The organism is Sediminibacterium sp. FW305-C-269 (assembly GCF_058231045.1).
In genome coordinates, this window is the sequence record NZ_JBIQXQ010000003.1 from 415,724 (window position 1) to 431,305 (window position 15,582).

Here is a 15,582-nt window from a genome sequence, read left to right on the forward strand (position 1 = left end):
TTTACTGGTAATCAATTGCAGGATACCAGTGAAAAGGGTTATTTCTGTGTCTTAACTTTCGACTTTTCGCCTTTCTCAGCCAGCGCTTTTTTGTAGTCTCTCGGAAATACTTTCACAAAATTCTTCAGCTGGTTTTCAAAATCGCCTAATACAAATTTGGCAACGCTGCTGGCTGTGTAGGCAAAATGCCGGGTAATCATATCCTGCAACAATTGTGCATCGGTCTGATCCAGCGGATCAAGGTCTACCATTTCTTTGTTGCAGAGCTGGTCAAACTGCCCGTTTACATCATATACATAAGCAATACCGCCACTCATACCGGCTGCAAAGTTTCTTCCTGTGTTACCCAGTATTACGGCAGTTCCGCCGGTCATGTACTCGCAACCGTGATCGCCCACACCTTCTACCACAACATTGGCTCCTGAATTCCTTACCGCAAAACGTTCACCTGCTTTGCCACGGATATAGGCTTCTCCGGCAGTTGCACCATAGAATGCCACGTTGCCGATGATGATGTTTTCTTCCGGAACGTATGAGGCCTGTTTCGAAGGGTACACGATCAGTTTGGCACCACTCAATCCCTTACCGAAGTAATCATTGGCATCCCCTTCCAGTTCCAGGGTGATTCCCTTTGTATTGAAAGCGCCAAAACTTTGTCCCGCTGTTCCGGTGAAAGTAAAGTGGATGGTATCTTCCGGCAAACCTTCTGCCTTGTAGATCTTGGTGATCTCATTCGACAGGATGGTTCCTGCGGTCCGGTCGGTATTCTTGATGGGGAATGATGCCGATATGCGTTCTTTTTTCTCCAGTGCGGGTTGAGCGGCTTTCAGTAACTGCCAGTCGAGCACTTCAGCAATTCCATGATCCTGTTCTTCCTGTTTGTATAAACCTGTATACAGTGATCCTGGTTCCTTGTACAATACACCGGATAGGTCAAGCATACTGTATTTCCAATGGGTAATGTTCTCACGCATTTCGAGAGAGTCTACCTGGCCGATCATTTCGTTCACGGTCCTGAATCCCAGCTCCGCCATGATCTCACGTAATTCTTCGGTGATGAAATGGAAGAAATTGACAACATGGTCAGGGTTGCCTGTAAAACGTTTACGCAGTTCGGGGTCCTGTGTGGCAACGCCTACAGGGCAGGTATTCATATGGCATTTACGCATCATGATGCAGCCTTCCACGATGAGTGCAGCTGTGGCAACGCCCCATTCTTCAGCGCCCAGTAATGCGGCAATCGCAATATCTCGGCCGGTCTTCATCTGTCCGTCGGCCTGTACCACTACGCGGCTGCGTAATTTATTTTTGACGAGGGTTTGGTGTGTTTCAGCGAGACCAAGCTCCCAGGGAAGTCCTGCATGTTTGATGGAGCTGATCGGAGAGGCTCCGGTACCGCCATCAAAACCAGCGATCAATACCACGTCGGCTTTGGCTTTGGCAACACCTGCCGCAATGGTTCCTACACCAGCTTTGGATACGAGTTTTACATTGATACGGGCCGCACGATTGGCGTTCTTCAGGTCGAAGATCAATTGCGCCAGGTCTTCGATGGAATAGATATCGTGGTGGGGTGGTGGTGAGATCAAACCTACGCCGGGCGTGGAATGGCGGGTTTTGCCGATCCAATCATCTACTTTATGCCCGGGTAACTGACCACCTTCGCCGGGTTTGGCGCCCTGTGCCATTTTGATCTGCAGTTCGTCCGCTTCGGTGAGATAATAACTGGTTACGCCGAAACGGGCAGACGCTACCTGTTTGATGGCGGAACGCATGGAATCGCCATTGGGCAAACGTTCATAACGAACTTCGTCTTCGCCACCTTCGCCGGTATTGCTCTTTCCGCCGAGGCGGTTCATGGCGATGGCCAGCGTAGTGTGGGCTTCCCATGAAATGGAGCCGAACGACATGGCGCCTGTAGCAAAACGTTTGAAGATATTTTCGGCCGGTTCTACCTCATCGATCGGAATAGAAGGCCGGTTACGTTTGAACTGGAACTGGCTGCGTAACGTACAGGCTTTTTCGGTCTGGTCGTTCACCAGTTTCGAATATTTCTTGAATGTTGTATAATCATTTGTCCGGGTGGCCTGCTGCAGCAGGTGAATGGTTTGCGGATTGAACAGGTGGAATTCACCTTTCCGCTTCCATTGATAGATGCCGCCAACTGGCAGACGGTCAACCGGGATATCTTTTTTGCTGAATGCGAAATAATGTTTTGCCAGCACTTCTTTAGCGATTTCATCCAGTCCCATACCCTGTATACGGGAAGTAGCGCCAGTGAAATACTGGTCCACAACGGTTTTGTTCAGACCGATGATTTCGAAGATCTGGGCACCCTGGTATGACTGTAATGTGGAGATACCCATTTTTGAGAACACTTTCAGCAGCCCTTCGTTTATAGCTTTTACATAGTTCTTCTTCAGGTATTCAGTATCCAGTTCTGTCTGGAGTTTGTTGTTCAGTTTCATGTCCCTGATAGAAGAGAGCGCGAGGTATGGATTGATGGCAGTGGCACCAAAACCCAGCAGGCATGCGAAATGATGCACTTCCCAGACATCGCCGGCTTCTACGATGATGCCTACCTGTCCGCGATATCCTTTCCGGATAAGGTGGTGGTGCACGGCAGCAGTGGCCAGCAGCGACGGGATAGGAGCGTGATCGGAGTCGATGGCGCGGTCGGTAAGGATAATCACTTCAAAGCCATCTTCCACCGCATCTACCGCATAGCGGCATAAACGGTCAAGACCTTTTTTCAGTGATCCGGCTTTGCCGTCGGCACGGAAATAGGTCTGCAGGGTTTTTGCCTGGAAGATACCGGTATCGATACTGCGGATTTTTTCCAGTTCGTGGTTGTTGAGAACAGGGTGTTTCAGCGCTACACTGTGGCAAGCCAGCGGGTCTTCTATCAACAGGTTGCCATTGCTTCCTGCAAAAGTTGCCAGCGACATCACCATTCTTTCACGGATAGGATCAATGGGTGGATTGGTAACCTGAGCAAACAGCTGTTTGAAGTAACTGCTCAGGTGTTGCGGTTGTTCACTCAGGATCGCCAGTGGAATATCTGTTCCCATAGAGCCGATGGGTTCTTTGCCGTCGATGGCCATGGGGGCGATGATAGTATCGAGGTCTTCTGTTGAATAGCCGAATACTTTCTGGTATTTGAATACCTGTTCATGCTCCAGGTGGGTGAACATGACGCGAGGTTCGGGTAATTCTTCGAGCCGGATCTTGTATTTGTTCAGCCACTCTGCATAAGGTTTTTGTGAACAGATGGATTGTTTCAGTTCCTCATCACTGATGATGCGTCCCTGTTCCATATCCACTACGAACATCTTGCCGGGCTGTAACCTTCCTTTTTCCTTGATCAGGGCCGGTTCGATAGGGAGTACACCGGTTTCTGATGCCATGATTACGCGGTCGTCATGTGTAACAGCATAACGGGATGGACGTAAACCATTCCTGTCCAGCGTGGCCCCGATCATCTTTCCGTCGGTAAAAGAGATGGAAGCAGGGCCATCCCAGGGTTCCATCATGCAGGCGTGGTATTCGTAGAAGGCTTTTTTAACGGGGTCCATCTGGTCGTTGCCGTCCCATGCTTCGGGTATCAGCATCATCATCACATGCGGCAATGACCTGCCTGTCAGCGTCAGCAATTCGATCATATTGTCGAGACAGGCGGAATCTGACTGGTTTGCGGTAACGATTGGCAGTAACATTTCCATCTCTTCCTTACTGAAGTAGGGAGATGTGAATCCTTTTTCGCTGGTGCGTAACCAGTTCAGGTTTCCCTGCAGGGTATTGATCTCCCCGTTGTGGGCGATATAGCGGAAGGGCTGAGCCAGTTTCCAGGAGGGAAAAGTGTTGGTGGCAAAACGGGAGTGTACCAGACCAAATGCCGATACCACGCGTTTGTCGCTCAGGTCGGGGAAGTAGTTCCTTACCTGGTTGCTGGTGAGCTGACCTTTGTAGATAATGGTTTTATAAGAGAGGGAGGCAAGATAAAAGCCAATCTCATCTTTTTTTACCGTATTGCTGATGGTATGGGATGCGTAATTGCGTAATACAAAGAGTTTACGCTCGAATTCATCGGGGTTGGTGATACTGTCGGGACAGGCAATAAATACATGTTCCATACAGGGTTCTACAGAAAGAGCAGTATTGCCGATGCCCTCTTTGTTTACGGGCACTTTCCGGTAGGCCAGTACTTCAAGTCCTAATTTCTCGGCTGAACGGTTAAAAATATCCCGGCACTCTTCCCGCAGTCGGATCTCTTTGGGGAAGAATACTACGCCCACGCCATATTTACCATAAGCGGGCAAATGGACGCCGAGTTTTAAACACTCATCAAAAAAGAACTCGTGCGGAATCTGCAGCATGATGCCGGCTCCGTCGCCGGTATTTGCTTCGCAACCGCAGGCACCGCGATGCTCCATATTTTCCAATACGGTCAAAGCATCTGCAATGTGCTGGTGCGATTTGTTGCCTTTGATATTCGCCACGAAACCAATGCCACAGGCATCATGTTCAAACGACGGGTCGTAAAGTCCCTCGCTCTGTCTGGAAACAAGCATGTACAATCGAATTAATGTTCAGGAAATAAAATGGAAGGCAATCGTGGTGTGAATTTATGCAAAAAAATCGTCTTTACGAAAGATTGTTTAAATAAATTATCCAGATAGGTTAATAATATTCAATTAAATCAAAGAAAGATTGAATATTATCAATTATGCATACTAACGATTGTTATTCTGTTTCGAATACCTGCCAGTTTTGGCTGGCTTGTATCCGGGGCCGGGTACTCCTGGGGAAGATGCCATATACCGTACTTCCGCTGCCGGTCATAGCTGCATAGAGGGCTCCCCGGGCATATAATTCGTCTTTGGCTGCACTGATGGCGGGGTGTATGGCTGTTACGTGTTTTTCGAAATCATTTACCAGCCTGTTTTTCCATTCGGTTACAGGAAGAGAGGTGATCGTGGTGATGGGCTGCGCTGGTTTTTTGGGACTGATACCCGCGAATGCCTGGGCTGTGGAGACATGGATGCCGGGATTGATGAGTACAAAACGGTAAGCGGAAAGGTCCAGCGGGATGGGCTGCATCCGCTCGCCCCGGCCCTCGGCAAAACAGGGCTGGTTCAGGATGAAAAAAGGACAGTCGCTGCCAAGTTGCAGGGCATAACGGATCAACCGTGCCTGGCTAAGTTCCAGGTTGCAGAGCCGGTTAATGAGCAGCAGCATGAAGGCGCCGTCGGCACTTCCGCCGCCCAGTCCGGCCCCCATGGGTATCTGTTTATGCAGGTGCACCTGTAAACCGGGTAGATCAGGAAAATCTTTTTGCAGCAGGTGATAGGCTTTTACACAAAGGTTATCATGCGGGTTACCGGCAACGGGTAAACCTGAACTGGTGAACTGGATACCCCCACCTTCTGTCCGGATGCCTTCCAGGGCATCTTTGAGGGCTATGGGATAAAAAATTGTTTCCAGGTCGTGGTAACCATCCTCCCGTTTCCGGATGATATGCAGTCCGAGATTGATCTTGCAGTTGGGGAAGAGAACCATTGGGTATTTGTGAATGAGGAATGGTGAGTGGTGAATGGTGAATGTATCATTGCCATTCTCCATTCACTATTCACCGTAATCATTTTCGTTTGTTGATTTCATCCCGGATAGAGATGGCACGAATATAGTCTTCCTGCTCCAGGACATCATTCAGTAAGGTTTGTAACTGCTCCAGGTTCATGCTGCTCAGGTCTTCATGACTTCCGCCGGCCGCAGTTTCTTCAACACCTACGGCTTCGCCTTTGTTTTTTTTGGGTGTGCCATCCTCCATCAGGATACCCGCATTTTCGAGGATATGTTCATAGGTGTAGATGGGGCATCCGAAGCGTACGGCCAGCGCCAGGGCATCACTGGTGCGACTGTCTATCTCAACGGTATCGTGCTCGGTGAAACAGACCAGTTTGGAGTAAAATATTCCTTCCTGCAGGTCGCTGATGATAATTTCCTGCAGTTCTACGTTGAAGGCATTCATGAAGTTCTTCATCAGGTCGTGCGTGAGTGGCCTGCTGGGTTGCATGTGTTCCAGCGCAACGGCAATAGCCTGCGCTTCAAAACCGCCGATCACAATGGGTAAACGGCGCAAACCATTGACCTCACCCAATACCACTGCATAAGAATGGGTTTGGGTGATGCTATGCGACAGGGCCACGATTTCCAGTTCTATCTTCTTCATAGATATCACAAAAATACGTATAATGAAAACACGAAAACAGGGAAAGTAGCGAAAATGCGGAGTAGGGAATGATGAATATTGAGCAAGGAGTGGTGAATGATGAATGCCGGGGGGCGCATTATTATTCGGCATTACCGTAGTTTTGCCGCATGCATTATGTTTCTGCGGAAGGCCTGACGAAGAGTTATGGGATCAATCCCCTGTTCAAGAATATTTCCTTTCATATCAACGAGGGCGATAAAATAGCCCTGATCGCCCGTAACGGGGTGGGTAAATCAACCCTGTTGCGGATCCTGAACGGCGATGAAACCCCGGATGAGGGTAAACTGTTTATTCATAAGGATGTGACTGTTGCCCTGTTTGAGCAGGAGCCCAGATTTGATGAAAGCAAGACGGTATTGGAGAATATCTTTCATACCGATCATCCGGTGATGAATGTGATACGCGCCTACGAAGTGGCCAGTGAGACGGAGGATGGTGTGGCTTTGAGTGAACTGTTCGGCAAAATGGACGACCTGAATGCCTGGGATTTTGAAGTAAAGGTGAAGCAGATCCTGACCAAACTGAATATCCACCACCTGGAACAGCCGGTTCGCGACCTGAGCGGCGGGCAAAGGAAAAGGGTGGCCCTGGCCAAGACACTGATCGATATTGGCTTCGACCATAAGCATACGCTGCTGATGATGGATGAGCCTACGAACCACCTCGATGTGGAAATGATCGAATGGCTGGAGAACTACCTGAATCAGGAAAATGTAACCTTGTTACTGGTGACCCACGACCGTTATTTTCTGGATGCCGTTAGTGAAGAGATATGGGAACTGGAAAGAGAAAATATGTATGTGTATCATGGCGACTACGAGAATTATATCGAAAAGAAAGCTGCCAGGATCGAGAGCGAGCAGGCCAGTATCGACAAAGCCAAGAACGAATACCGGAAAGAATTGGAATGGATGCGCAAGCAACCCAAGGCCCGTACCACCAAAAGCAAAAGCCGGCAGGATAATTTTTATGAAGTAGAGGCCCGTGCAAAACAACGGATAGAAGATGCACAGCTGCAACTGCAGATGAAAATGAGCCGTCTGGGTGGTAAAGTGGTGGAGATGAAAAAAGTGTATAAAAGTTACGGTGAACTTCCCATCTTAAAAGGGTTTGATTACACGTTCAGCAAAGGGGAAAGGATCGGTATCGTTGGTAAGAATGGGGTAGGTAAGTCTACGTTCCTGAATATGTTGCAACAAATTGAGCCAGCGGATAGCGGTAAGATCAATATCGGTGATACGGTTGTTTTCGGGAACTTCTCACAGCAGGGACTGGTAATCAAAGAGAATATGCGTGTGATCGAATATGTGAAGACTTTTGCCGAGAATTTTCCATTGGCCAATGGCGGAAGTTTAAGTGCGGCGCAGTTCCTGGAACTGTTCCTCTTCACGCCAGATAAACAATATACCTACCTGAATGCTTTAAGCGGGGGAGAGAAGAAAAGATTGCAGTTATTGACCGTTTTGTTCACGAATCCGAACTTTCTGATCCTGGATGAGCCGACCAACGACCTGGACCTGCCAACGCTGGCTGTACTGGAAAACTTTTTGAGCGATTACCAGGGTTGTGTTCTGATTGTGAGTCACGACAGGTATTTCATGGACCGCCTGGTAGATCACCTGTTCGTTTTTGAAGGGGATGGTGAAGTACGTGATTTCCCGGGTAACTATACGCAGTACCGATTGTGGGTGAAGGACAATGAGAAGAAAGAGAATAAGTGGGATGTGCTGGAAGAGCGTAAGAGTAAAGGTGAAAGCACGGAATCTGCTGTTGTTACTCTTGAAATGCCTGTGGCCAAAAAGGAGCAGGCTGTAAAAAAGAAGATGAGTTTCAAGGAAAAGCGTGAGTTTGAACAGCTGGAGAAGGAATTGCCTGAACTGGAGGCCGAAAAGAAACAGGTCACGGAGCAGATGGGGTCGGGTAACTTGTCTTTCGAGGACCTGAATAAACTGAGCGGGCGGATACTGGAGATAGATCGCTTATTGGAAAAAAAAGAATTGCGGTGGCTGGAGTTGAGTGAGATGGAGGGTAAATAATAGTTACCAGTTGATTGAGGAAATTTTGGCTATGGTTTTGGGTAGCCAGAATTTCCTCAATTTTTTTTGATCAGATGAAGCTGATTAACTCCACATCGAAGATCAGTGTGCTGTTTGGTCCGATCTGGGCACTTACCTGGCGGTCGCCGTAGCCGAGATGCGGGGGAATAAAGAAGCGGAACTTGCTTCCGGTCGGCATCAGTTGTAATCCTTCTGTCCAGCCCTTGATGACCATATTCAAAGGAAAAGAAGCTGGTTTTCCTCTTTGTACAGAACTGTCGAAAATGGTACCATCGATCAGGGTTCCGTGGTAATGACAGGTAACTTCATTATGTGCCAGAGGTTTTTCGCCGGCACCGTTAACCAATATTTCGTATTGTAAACCGCTGGGCAATTCCGTTACTTCCGCCCTTTCTTTGTTTTTTGCGAGGAAATCCTGTCCTGCTTTCAGGTTGGCGTCTGATTTTTCAGCTTTCAGTTGCGCTAGTTGTTCTGCTACACCCATATTATTTTACTTTTTGCAAATATATGCATTGCCGCAAAGAGGTTGGGAAGTGCTCCTAATATTATGTTTTCATTATTTTTTCATTTTCCCTTTCCCAGTAATTTTGTTACGGCTACCTTGTGGGCTGATTAGTAATAGCCCCAATGACAAGCATAGTTAATAAGAACGGAGAAACGATCGCTTATTTGTACCAGAACATGATCCTCGACCTTACCCGGGAAAAAGTAATCGGCCTGATCCTGGGTAATTGCGTTTTTGGCAAACAAACGGGCCCGGCAGGTAAATTCTTCAACGATACATTTCGCAAAAAGAACGGCAAGATTATTGCTAAACTGGGTGATGATGTTTCAGCTACTTTCAAGAAATCGCCCAAAGATGCACAGCTTTCTTTACAGGCATGGCAGATTCTGTCTAAAGTAGACAACCACGTTTGCCTCTGGATAGAAGAGAAAAAAGCCTGGACCAAACAGGGTTTTATCGAATACCTGAAAGCCGACAAAGACCTGGTAGAGGAGGAATAAACTACCGTGTTTCTATTTTACCGGTACACGAACCTGAATTCATCCAGGTTGGGTTTTGTTTTGCGTAGCCGGTTCCTGTCATACTGTAACAGAATCTCACCGATCTCTTTAAAGAACGGATATCCGATTTCCTTATATTCATATTTATCATCGTTGAGAACTCCATCGCGGTTCACATAAATAACGGCGCTGAGCATTAGTTCCGTCCGGGTATCAAAATCAACGATATAAGCTGCATCGGTCAGGTAGCCATAACTCCATCCGGGTTTATTAAATATGCGGATATTAGCCGGTGGTTTTAATCTTTCTGATTTATATAGAAAAAATTTGCAGTAACTGTCGAAGAATTCAGTAGTGTCATATTTGGGATGGTTGCTTTCGGAAGGGTATTCTGACATGTATTGTAACAGGAAATTTCTGTCTTTTTTTCCAATATTAAATCGTTGATGACTAGCAACCGACTTGGGGAACAATACGGATTGTAACATCAGCCTCAGGTCTTCAAGAGGAAGGTTATTATGTCGGGTAAAATCAAATGGTGCATTGATCAATGAATCGTACCGGTTGTAGTGAGCCTTGCCGACCAGGACCTGCTTGCTGTAATCAAAATCCATACTGCTGTAATGGGGTAGTAAACGTAAAACGGTGTCGCCCTGGTTCAGAAAACTGATGGCATTGGTATGGCGGTTCTCTTCTTCGTTCATGGTAACAAAACGCCGGACAATACGAACATCTTTATACCCTTTCTGGTGCAGTAGTCCGTTCAGCTGGTCCTGTCCGTTGAATTCGTATAAACGGTTGTAAGCATCGTTGTCACTAACCAGGAATATTTTCCTGATATAGTTGGCGATAGAAGGCATTCCATCAGCTGCTGAGGTATCTTTTTTAACAGCCGTCTGCGCACTAAAGGAACTGTCCGTGAGCATACCTGAAAAAATACTCAGTCCGGGTTTGCGAAACGTATTCAGTTTTTCCAGCGCAATCAATGCAGTCGGAAGTTTTACTGTTGAGGCAGGATTATAATAACGGTTACGGTCAACCTGTACATAATGATTTTTAAAGTGGGGCTTGTTGTTTTTATCCCTGTTGATTTCCGTGTAGATGATCTGGTATTGGAAGCTGTCCGGATGATTGAGCACATGCTGTAAAAGCGGGGATCCCTGGGCTCTGAGCAATTGCAGCAACCATTCATCTGTTTTTTCCTGTGCCGTTGCCCGGGATAACAGGCAGGAGAAGAGCATTAGTAATGTAACGGTTTTACGGATAGACATAAGGAATATTTGAAGGACTGTTTGTTGGTAATGAATAGTAAAAGATAACTTACTGCATCCTCTTACTACTCGTTAGCTCAGGTTGGCTTGAAAGAAGTCGAGTGTGCGTTTCCAGGCATGCAGGGCGGCATCGGCATTGTAGCGTGCTTCAGATGTATCGTTATGGAAAGCGTGGTTTACGCCGGGATAGAGATAGAGTTCGTACCGGGTGCCAGCTTTTTTCAATGCCTCTTCAAACGCCGGAATACCAGCGTTTACACGTTCATCCAGTCCGGCATAGTGCAACTGTAGCGGCGCTTTGATTTTAGGAACGTCTGCCGGATCGGGTTGTTTGCCATAAAAAGCCACGGCAGCATTCAGCCTGGATGAGTTTACCGCTATCTGGTTGGTCAATGCGCCACCCCAGCAAAAACCCACACAGCCTACTTTTCGGTTGGTTTCTTTGCGTGCCCGCAGCAACTCAACTGATTTGACAAAGTTGTCCAGATTTTTTTTAGCATCCAGCGTTGTGAATAATTTGCGTGCTTCATCTTCGTTTGCAGGCGTGCCGCCGGCTTCTGAAAGCGCATCAGGCGCCATGGCCAGGTAACCGGCTTTGGCCAGGCGGCGGGTCACATCTTTGATATGGTCGTTCAGACCTCGGTTCTCATGTATCACCATAACTGCGCCCATATTCATTTTCTTTTTGGGCTTGGCCGTGTACGCGAACATCACAATGTCGTTGACTTCATAAGAGATCATTTCCGTATCCAGTTCCTCATCGTCTTCCGCGATGGTGGCGGCTTTGGCGTGATTGGATTCGAGCAGCGGGGTGATTGATAAAGCCAGGGCCATACTTCCGGTGATGGCGGCCAGCCGTTTTAAAAATTCGTCCCTGCTTAATGGCTGATGGGTGTACTCGTCATACAGGTTAATAATACGCTGATCCATGATATGGGTTTGGGTATTAAATATAAACAGAAAAGCGGGTAGCACAAGCAGGTCGTTCGTTCTGTGGAACCTTCTTACGCGTAAACTTTATTTCTGAGCACCCATTTTGCTTTTCGGTGTTGTGTGCAGGATATGTGCCGCTTCAACCAACTTACTTAGTTTTTCGTACAGGGTTAGGATGGAGGAGCGCTCCGATGCATTTAACTCTTTGTGATAAGTGCCTGTAACGGTAACTTTCAGCCATTCCCAAAGCAATTCCCGAATCTCGGGCAGGTGGGCAAAATCGAAAAATTCATCGATTACCAGTTGGGGATCTGCAATTTCTTTACTGCTAAGTAATTGTGATGCAATGTTTTGTTTCTGTGCCATCTTAATAACAGGGATTATTGGAGCTTACCTTACGACACAAAAAATAATAGTTGAATCTGCTTCATGGAATTCATTGCTCCGTGAAAAAAACAGGCAGATTAGGTATAAACCGCATTGCAGGGTTTAGTGGATTCTACTTATTTCGTAATGGTTATATGAGATACAATATTACCATTTAGTCGATGAATTTCATATGGTTTCATCACCTATTTTCTAACGTATTTATACCTGATGCGATTAATCGAAAGACTGCAGGACTATTTGATTTACAGTAATGTTTCAGCCTATGCTTTTGAGCGTAGTTGCGATCTGTCGAATGGATACCTGGGTAAACAACTGAAAGGAAAGGGTTCTGTGGGTTCGGATATTCTCGAAAAGATCAAGGAACAGTATCCCGACCTGAGCCTGGTTTGGTTGGTTACGGGTAAAGGGAAAATGTTATTGTCGGTTCCCATCAACGCCTCCTTGGGCAAACAGCCAGCTATTACGGAGCTTAACGAGGAACAGCAGACCTATTTTGCGTCCAAAGATGATGTGATCAAACTGCTGAACCGGCAATTGGAGCGGATGGAAACGATGCTGACTGATAAAGACAAGATCATCTTCCTGCTGGAAGATGAAGTGCGTAGGTTAAGCCAGTCGGCATACAAACGAGTCAGGTAAATCTTGCTATAAATAAAAAGGAATGCTGAATATTGGAATCATCGATCAAAATCGACTTCAACATTCAGCATTCCCTGTTCAATATTCCCTATGCATTTTCCATATAAGAGGAAACGGGCTCGCAGGTACAGATCAGGTTACGATCGCCATGGGTATTATTTACCCTTGCCACACTTGGCCAGAACTTGTTCTGGGTAACATAGTATAGCGGGAAAGCGGCCTGTTTACGGCTGTAAGTATGTTTCCATTCATCGTCACATACTACAGCCTGTGTATGTGGGGCATTTTTCAACGGGTTGTCGGTTTTGTCTGATTTACCTTCTTCGATGGCTTTGATCTCTTCGTAGATGGAGATCAGGGCATCGCAGAAACGGTCCAGTTCGCCTTTGTCTTCACTCTCGGTTGGTTCGATCATGATGGTGCCGGCAACAGGGAAACTGAGGGTTGGAGCGTGGAATCCGTAGTCGATCAGACGTTTGGCCACATCCTCTGCCTCAATACCTACCGATTGTTTGAATGGACGCAGGTCCACGATGAATTCGTGTGCACAAGTGCCATTGGAGCCGGTGTAAAGGATCTTGTAATATTTCTCTAACCGGGCTTTCATATAGTTGGCGTTCAGGATCGCATATTCGGTTGACTGGCGCAGGCCTGTTGCTCCCAGCATTTTAATATACCCGTAACTGATCAGCAGGATACTGGCAGAACCATAAGGTGCGGCACTGACAGAGCCGGTAGTATGCAGTGCCGGGTGGCCTGGTAAGTAGGGGGCCAGTTTATCGTTCACGCAGATGGGGCCCATTCCGGGACCGCCGCCGCCATGCGGGATAGCGAAAGTTTTGTGCAGGTTCAGGTGACATACATCGGCTCCGATCATTCCGGGGCTGGTAAGTCCGACCTGCGCGTTCATATTGGCGCCATCCATGTACACTAATCCGCCATTGTCGTGAATGATCTGGCAGATATTGCGTATGGTCTCTTCAAATACACCGTGGGTGGATGGGTAGGTCACCATCAGTGCTCCGAGTGTGTCTTTGTATTGTTCTGCTTTTGCTTTCAGGTCGGCCACATCGATATTACCGGCTTCGTCGCATTTCACTACCACTACATGGAAACCGCACATGACAGCGCTTGCAGGGTTGGTGCCGTGGGCACTGATGGGGATCAGTACCACATTCCGATGACTTTCTTTTCTGGCTGCGTGATAGGAGCGTATGGTAAGCAGGCCGGCATATTCTCCCTGGGCGCCGCTGTTAGGTTGCAAACTGCAGGCGGTAAAACCGGTGATCTCGCAGAGGTAGCTGTTCAGCTCGTCAATGATCTGCTGGTAACCTGCTGTCTGGTTCGCCGGCACAAAAGGATGCAGACCGCCAAATTCAGGCCAGCTAACCGGGATCATTTCTGTAGCGGCATTCAGTTTCATGGTACAGCTTCCGAGACTGATCATGCTGGTATTCAGTGAAAGGTCCTTGTTTTCGAGCGATTTGATGTAACGCATCATCTGGCTCTCGCTGCGGTGTGTATTAAATACGGGATGTGTGAGATACGCCGAGCTTCGCTGAAGATCTGCAGGGAACTGGTAGGTAACAGGTGAAAGCTCTTTGGCAGCCAGTTGGTGTCCGGTGCTTTTTTCTGTTACGGCTTCAAATATTTTCAGGATGGTATTGGCATCTTCCACGGTGCTGGTCTCGTCCAGGCTGATCCCGATATTACCATTGGCGAAATAGCGGAAATTGGTATGGTATTTTTCAGCCATGGTTTTCACAGATTCCGCCTGTACACCACTGATCTGTAAAGTGTCGAAGAATGCGGTATTGTTTTGTTTAATTCCCAGTTTGCCCAGTCCGTTGGCAACAGCCTGTGCCAGTATATGTATGCGGGAGGCAATATTTTTCAATCCTTCCGGCCCATGATATACGGCATACATGGCGGCCATATTGGCCAGTAATGCCTGTGCGGTACAGATATTGGAAGTGGCTTTTTCCCGTTTGATATGTTGTTCGCGTGTCTGCAGGGCCATACGTAAGGCACGGTTGCCCTGTGCATCGATACTCACGCCGATCAGTCGGCCTGGCATGCCTCGTTTAAAATCATCTTTGGTAGCAAAAAAAGCGGCATGTGGTCCGCCAAAACCCATGGGAACACCCAAACGTTGTGCCGAGCCAATGGCCACATCTGCACCCAGTTCTCCCGGTGCGGTGAGTACCGTAAGCGCCAGCAGGTCTGTGGCCATGATCACCTGCCCGTCCACAGCGTGAACATTGGCGATAAAAACACGATAATCCTCCACAGAGCCATTGTCGTTCGGGTATTGGATCAGTGCACCAAAATAAGTGTTGTCCAGTTGGACAGTCTTGTAATCACCATATACCAGCTCCACGCCAATGGGTTGTGCGCGGGTAACCAGTACATCTTTGGTTTGCGGGAAAACAGCATTGTCAACAAACAGTTTGGGTTTGCTGATCACCTCTGTTTTGTTCACATGGTGAAAGATCATGGCCATCGCTTCCGCGGCAGCAGTGGCTTCATCCAGTAATGAGGCATTGGCAATGGGTAAAGCCGTCAGATCGGCCACCATGGTCTGGAAATTCAGCAGGCTCTCCAGTCGTCCCTGGGAGATCTCCGCCTGGTAAGGGGTGTACTGGGTGTACCATCCCGGATTCTCAAAAACATTACGAAGGATCACGCTTGGCGTGATTGTACCATAATAACCCTGACCTATATAATTTTTGTATAATTTGTTTTTCGATGCTGTTTTTTTCAATTCGCTCAGGTACTCAAATTCACTGATGGCGGCGGGTATCTTCATGTCGCCTTTGATGCGGATAGAGTCAGGAACGGTTTTACTGATCAGCTCGTCCAGTGAGCCAGCCCCGATTGTGGCTAACATTTGTTTTGTGTCTGCGCTGTTGGGTCCGATGTGCCTGCCCTGGAATTCTGTGGAATGCTGTTCAAATAGATTCATAGTGCGTCTATAGTTTGAGGTGATTTTGTCGCTTTTCAGGGGGCCCCG

General features: G+C 47.6%; 11 protein-coding genes. 3 read left to right on the forward strand and 8 right to left on the reverse strand.

From position 1 onward, the window contains the following. Window positions 1–38 precede the first annotated feature (38 nt). The 3 genes from gltB to ACH3Y6_RS11760 form a co-directional block, all read right to left on the reverse strand. Window positions 39–4,571 carry a glutamate synthase large subunit gene (gene gltB, locus ACH3Y6_RS11750; RefSeq protein ID WP_490835805.1) on the reverse strand — a complete coding sequence of 1,511 codons (4,533 nt, stop codon included), beginning with the start codon at window positions 4,569–4,571 and terminating at the stop codon, window positions 39–41. A 172-nt stretch (window positions 4,572–4,743) separates the two neighbouring features. Beyond that, a complete protein-coding gene (gene ispE / locus ACH3Y6_RS11755; protein WP_490835806.1) occupies window positions 4,744–5,622 on the reverse strand; it encodes a 4-(cytidine 5'-diphospho)-2-C-methyl-D-erythritol kinase in 879 nt (292 codons plus the stop codon). A gap of 16 nt (window positions 5,623–5,638) precedes the next feature. Continuing rightward, window positions 5,639–6,232, reverse strand: a complete 594-nt coding sequence (locus ACH3Y6_RS11760; RefSeq protein ID WP_490835807.1) for a bifunctional nuclease family protein — start codon at window positions 6,230–6,232, stop codon at window positions 5,639–5,641. A 149-nt stretch (window positions 6,233–6,381) separates the two neighbouring features. Here ACH3Y6_RS11760 and ACH3Y6_RS11765 point away from each other — a divergent pair, with 149 nt between their 5' ends. Then, a complete protein-coding gene (locus ACH3Y6_RS11765; RefSeq protein WP_490835808.1) occupies window positions 6,382–8,310 on the forward strand; it encodes an ABC-F family ATP-binding cassette domain-containing protein in 1,929 nt (642 codons plus the stop codon). 70 nt (window positions 8,311–8,380) lie between these two features. Here ACH3Y6_RS11765 and ACH3Y6_RS11770 read toward each other — a convergent pair whose 3' ends face one another. Continuing rightward, window positions 8,381–8,815: an FKBP-type peptidyl-prolyl cis-trans isomerase gene (locus ACH3Y6_RS11770; RefSeq protein WP_490835809.1), complete on the reverse strand. Its 435-nt coding sequence runs from the start codon at window positions 8,813–8,815 to the stop codon at window positions 8,381–8,383. Window positions 8,816–8,958: 143 nt separating this feature from the next. Here ACH3Y6_RS11770 and ACH3Y6_RS11775 point away from each other — a divergent pair, with 143 nt between their 5' ends. Further along, window positions 8,959–9,336: a hypothetical protein gene (locus tag ACH3Y6_RS11775; protein WP_490835810.1), complete on the forward strand. Its 378-nt coding sequence runs from the start codon at window positions 8,959–8,961 to the stop codon at window positions 9,334–9,336. Between the two features lie 17 nt (window positions 9,337–9,353). Here the strand turns inward: ACH3Y6_RS11775 and ACH3Y6_RS11780 are convergent, their stop codons facing one another. The 3 genes from ACH3Y6_RS11780 to ACH3Y6_RS11790 form a co-directional block, all read right to left on the reverse strand. Beyond that, the gene (locus ACH3Y6_RS11780; protein WP_490835811.1) at window positions 9,354–10,607 is read right to left on the reverse strand and encodes a serine hydrolase; all 1,254 of its coding nucleotides are present in this window, start codon (window positions 10,605–10,607) and stop codon (window positions 9,354–9,356) included. 72 nt (window positions 10,608–10,679) lie between these two features. Next, window positions 10,680–11,537, reverse strand: a complete 858-nt coding sequence (locus ACH3Y6_RS11785) for a dienelactone hydrolase family protein (RefSeq protein WP_490835812.1) — start codon at window positions 11,535–11,537, stop codon at window positions 10,680–10,682. 87 nt (window positions 11,538–11,624) lie between these two features. After that, a complete protein-coding gene (locus ACH3Y6_RS11790; RefSeq protein WP_490835813.1) occupies window positions 11,625–11,906 on the reverse strand; it encodes a hypothetical protein in 282 nt (93 codons plus the stop codon). A gap of 231 nt (window positions 11,907–12,137) precedes the next feature. Here ACH3Y6_RS11790 and ACH3Y6_RS11795 point away from each other — a divergent pair, with 231 nt between their 5' ends. After that, a complete protein-coding gene (locus ACH3Y6_RS11795) occupies window positions 12,138–12,569 on the forward strand; it encodes a hypothetical protein (RefSeq protein ID WP_490835814.1) in 432 nt (143 codons plus the stop codon). An 88-nt stretch (window positions 12,570–12,657) separates the two neighbouring features. Here ACH3Y6_RS11795 and gcvP read toward each other — a convergent pair whose 3' ends face one another. After that, entirely contained in the window at window positions 12,658–15,459 is a 2,802-nt protein-coding gene (gcvP, locus tag ACH3Y6_RS11800; RefSeq protein WP_490835815.1) for an aminomethyl-transferring glycine dehydrogenase, read from the reverse strand. Between the last annotated feature and the right edge of the window lie 123 nt (window positions 15,460–15,582).

Excerpts from the sequence above, each read along its gene's own strand:
- gltB (WP_490835805.1), bottom strand. The coding sequence starts at position 4,571 with ATGCTTGTTTCCAGACAGAGCGAGGGACTTTACGACCCGTCGTTTGAA.
- ispE (WP_490835806.1), bottom strand. The coding sequence starts at position 5,622 with ATGGAGAATGGCAATGATACATTCACCATTCACCACTCACCATTCCTC.
- ACH3Y6_RS11760 (WP_490835807.1), bottom strand. The coding sequence starts at position 6,232 with ATGAAGAAGATAGAACTGGAAATCGTGGCCCTGTCGCATAGCATCACC.
- ACH3Y6_RS11765 (WP_490835808.1), top strand. The coding sequence starts at position 6,382 with ATGCATTATGTTTCTGCGGAAGGCCTGACGAAGAGTTATGGGATCAAT.
- ACH3Y6_RS11770 (WP_490835809.1), bottom strand. The coding sequence starts at position 8,815 with ATGGGTGTAGCAGAACAACTAGCGCAACTGAAAGCTGAAAAATCAGAC.
- ACH3Y6_RS11775 (WP_490835810.1), top strand. The coding sequence starts at position 8,959 with ATGACAAGCATAGTTAATAAGAACGGAGAAACGATCGCTTATTTGTAC.
- ACH3Y6_RS11780 (WP_490835811.1), bottom strand. The coding sequence starts at position 10,607 with ATGTCTATCCGTAAAACCGTTACATTACTAATGCTCTTCTCCTGCCTG.
- ACH3Y6_RS11785 (WP_490835812.1), bottom strand. The coding sequence starts at position 11,537 with ATGGATCAGCGTATTATTAACCTGTATGACGAGTACACCCATCAGCCA.
- ACH3Y6_RS11790 (WP_490835813.1), bottom strand. The coding sequence starts at position 11,906 with ATGGCACAGAAACAAAACATTGCATCACAATTACTTAGCAGTAAAGAA.
- ACH3Y6_RS11795 (WP_490835814.1), top strand. The coding sequence starts at position 12,138 with ATGCGATTAATCGAAAGACTGCAGGACTATTTGATTTACAGTAATGTT.
- gcvP (WP_490835815.1), bottom strand. The coding sequence starts at position 15,459 with ATGTTAGCCACAATCGGGGCTGGCTCACTGGACGAGCTGATCAGTAAA.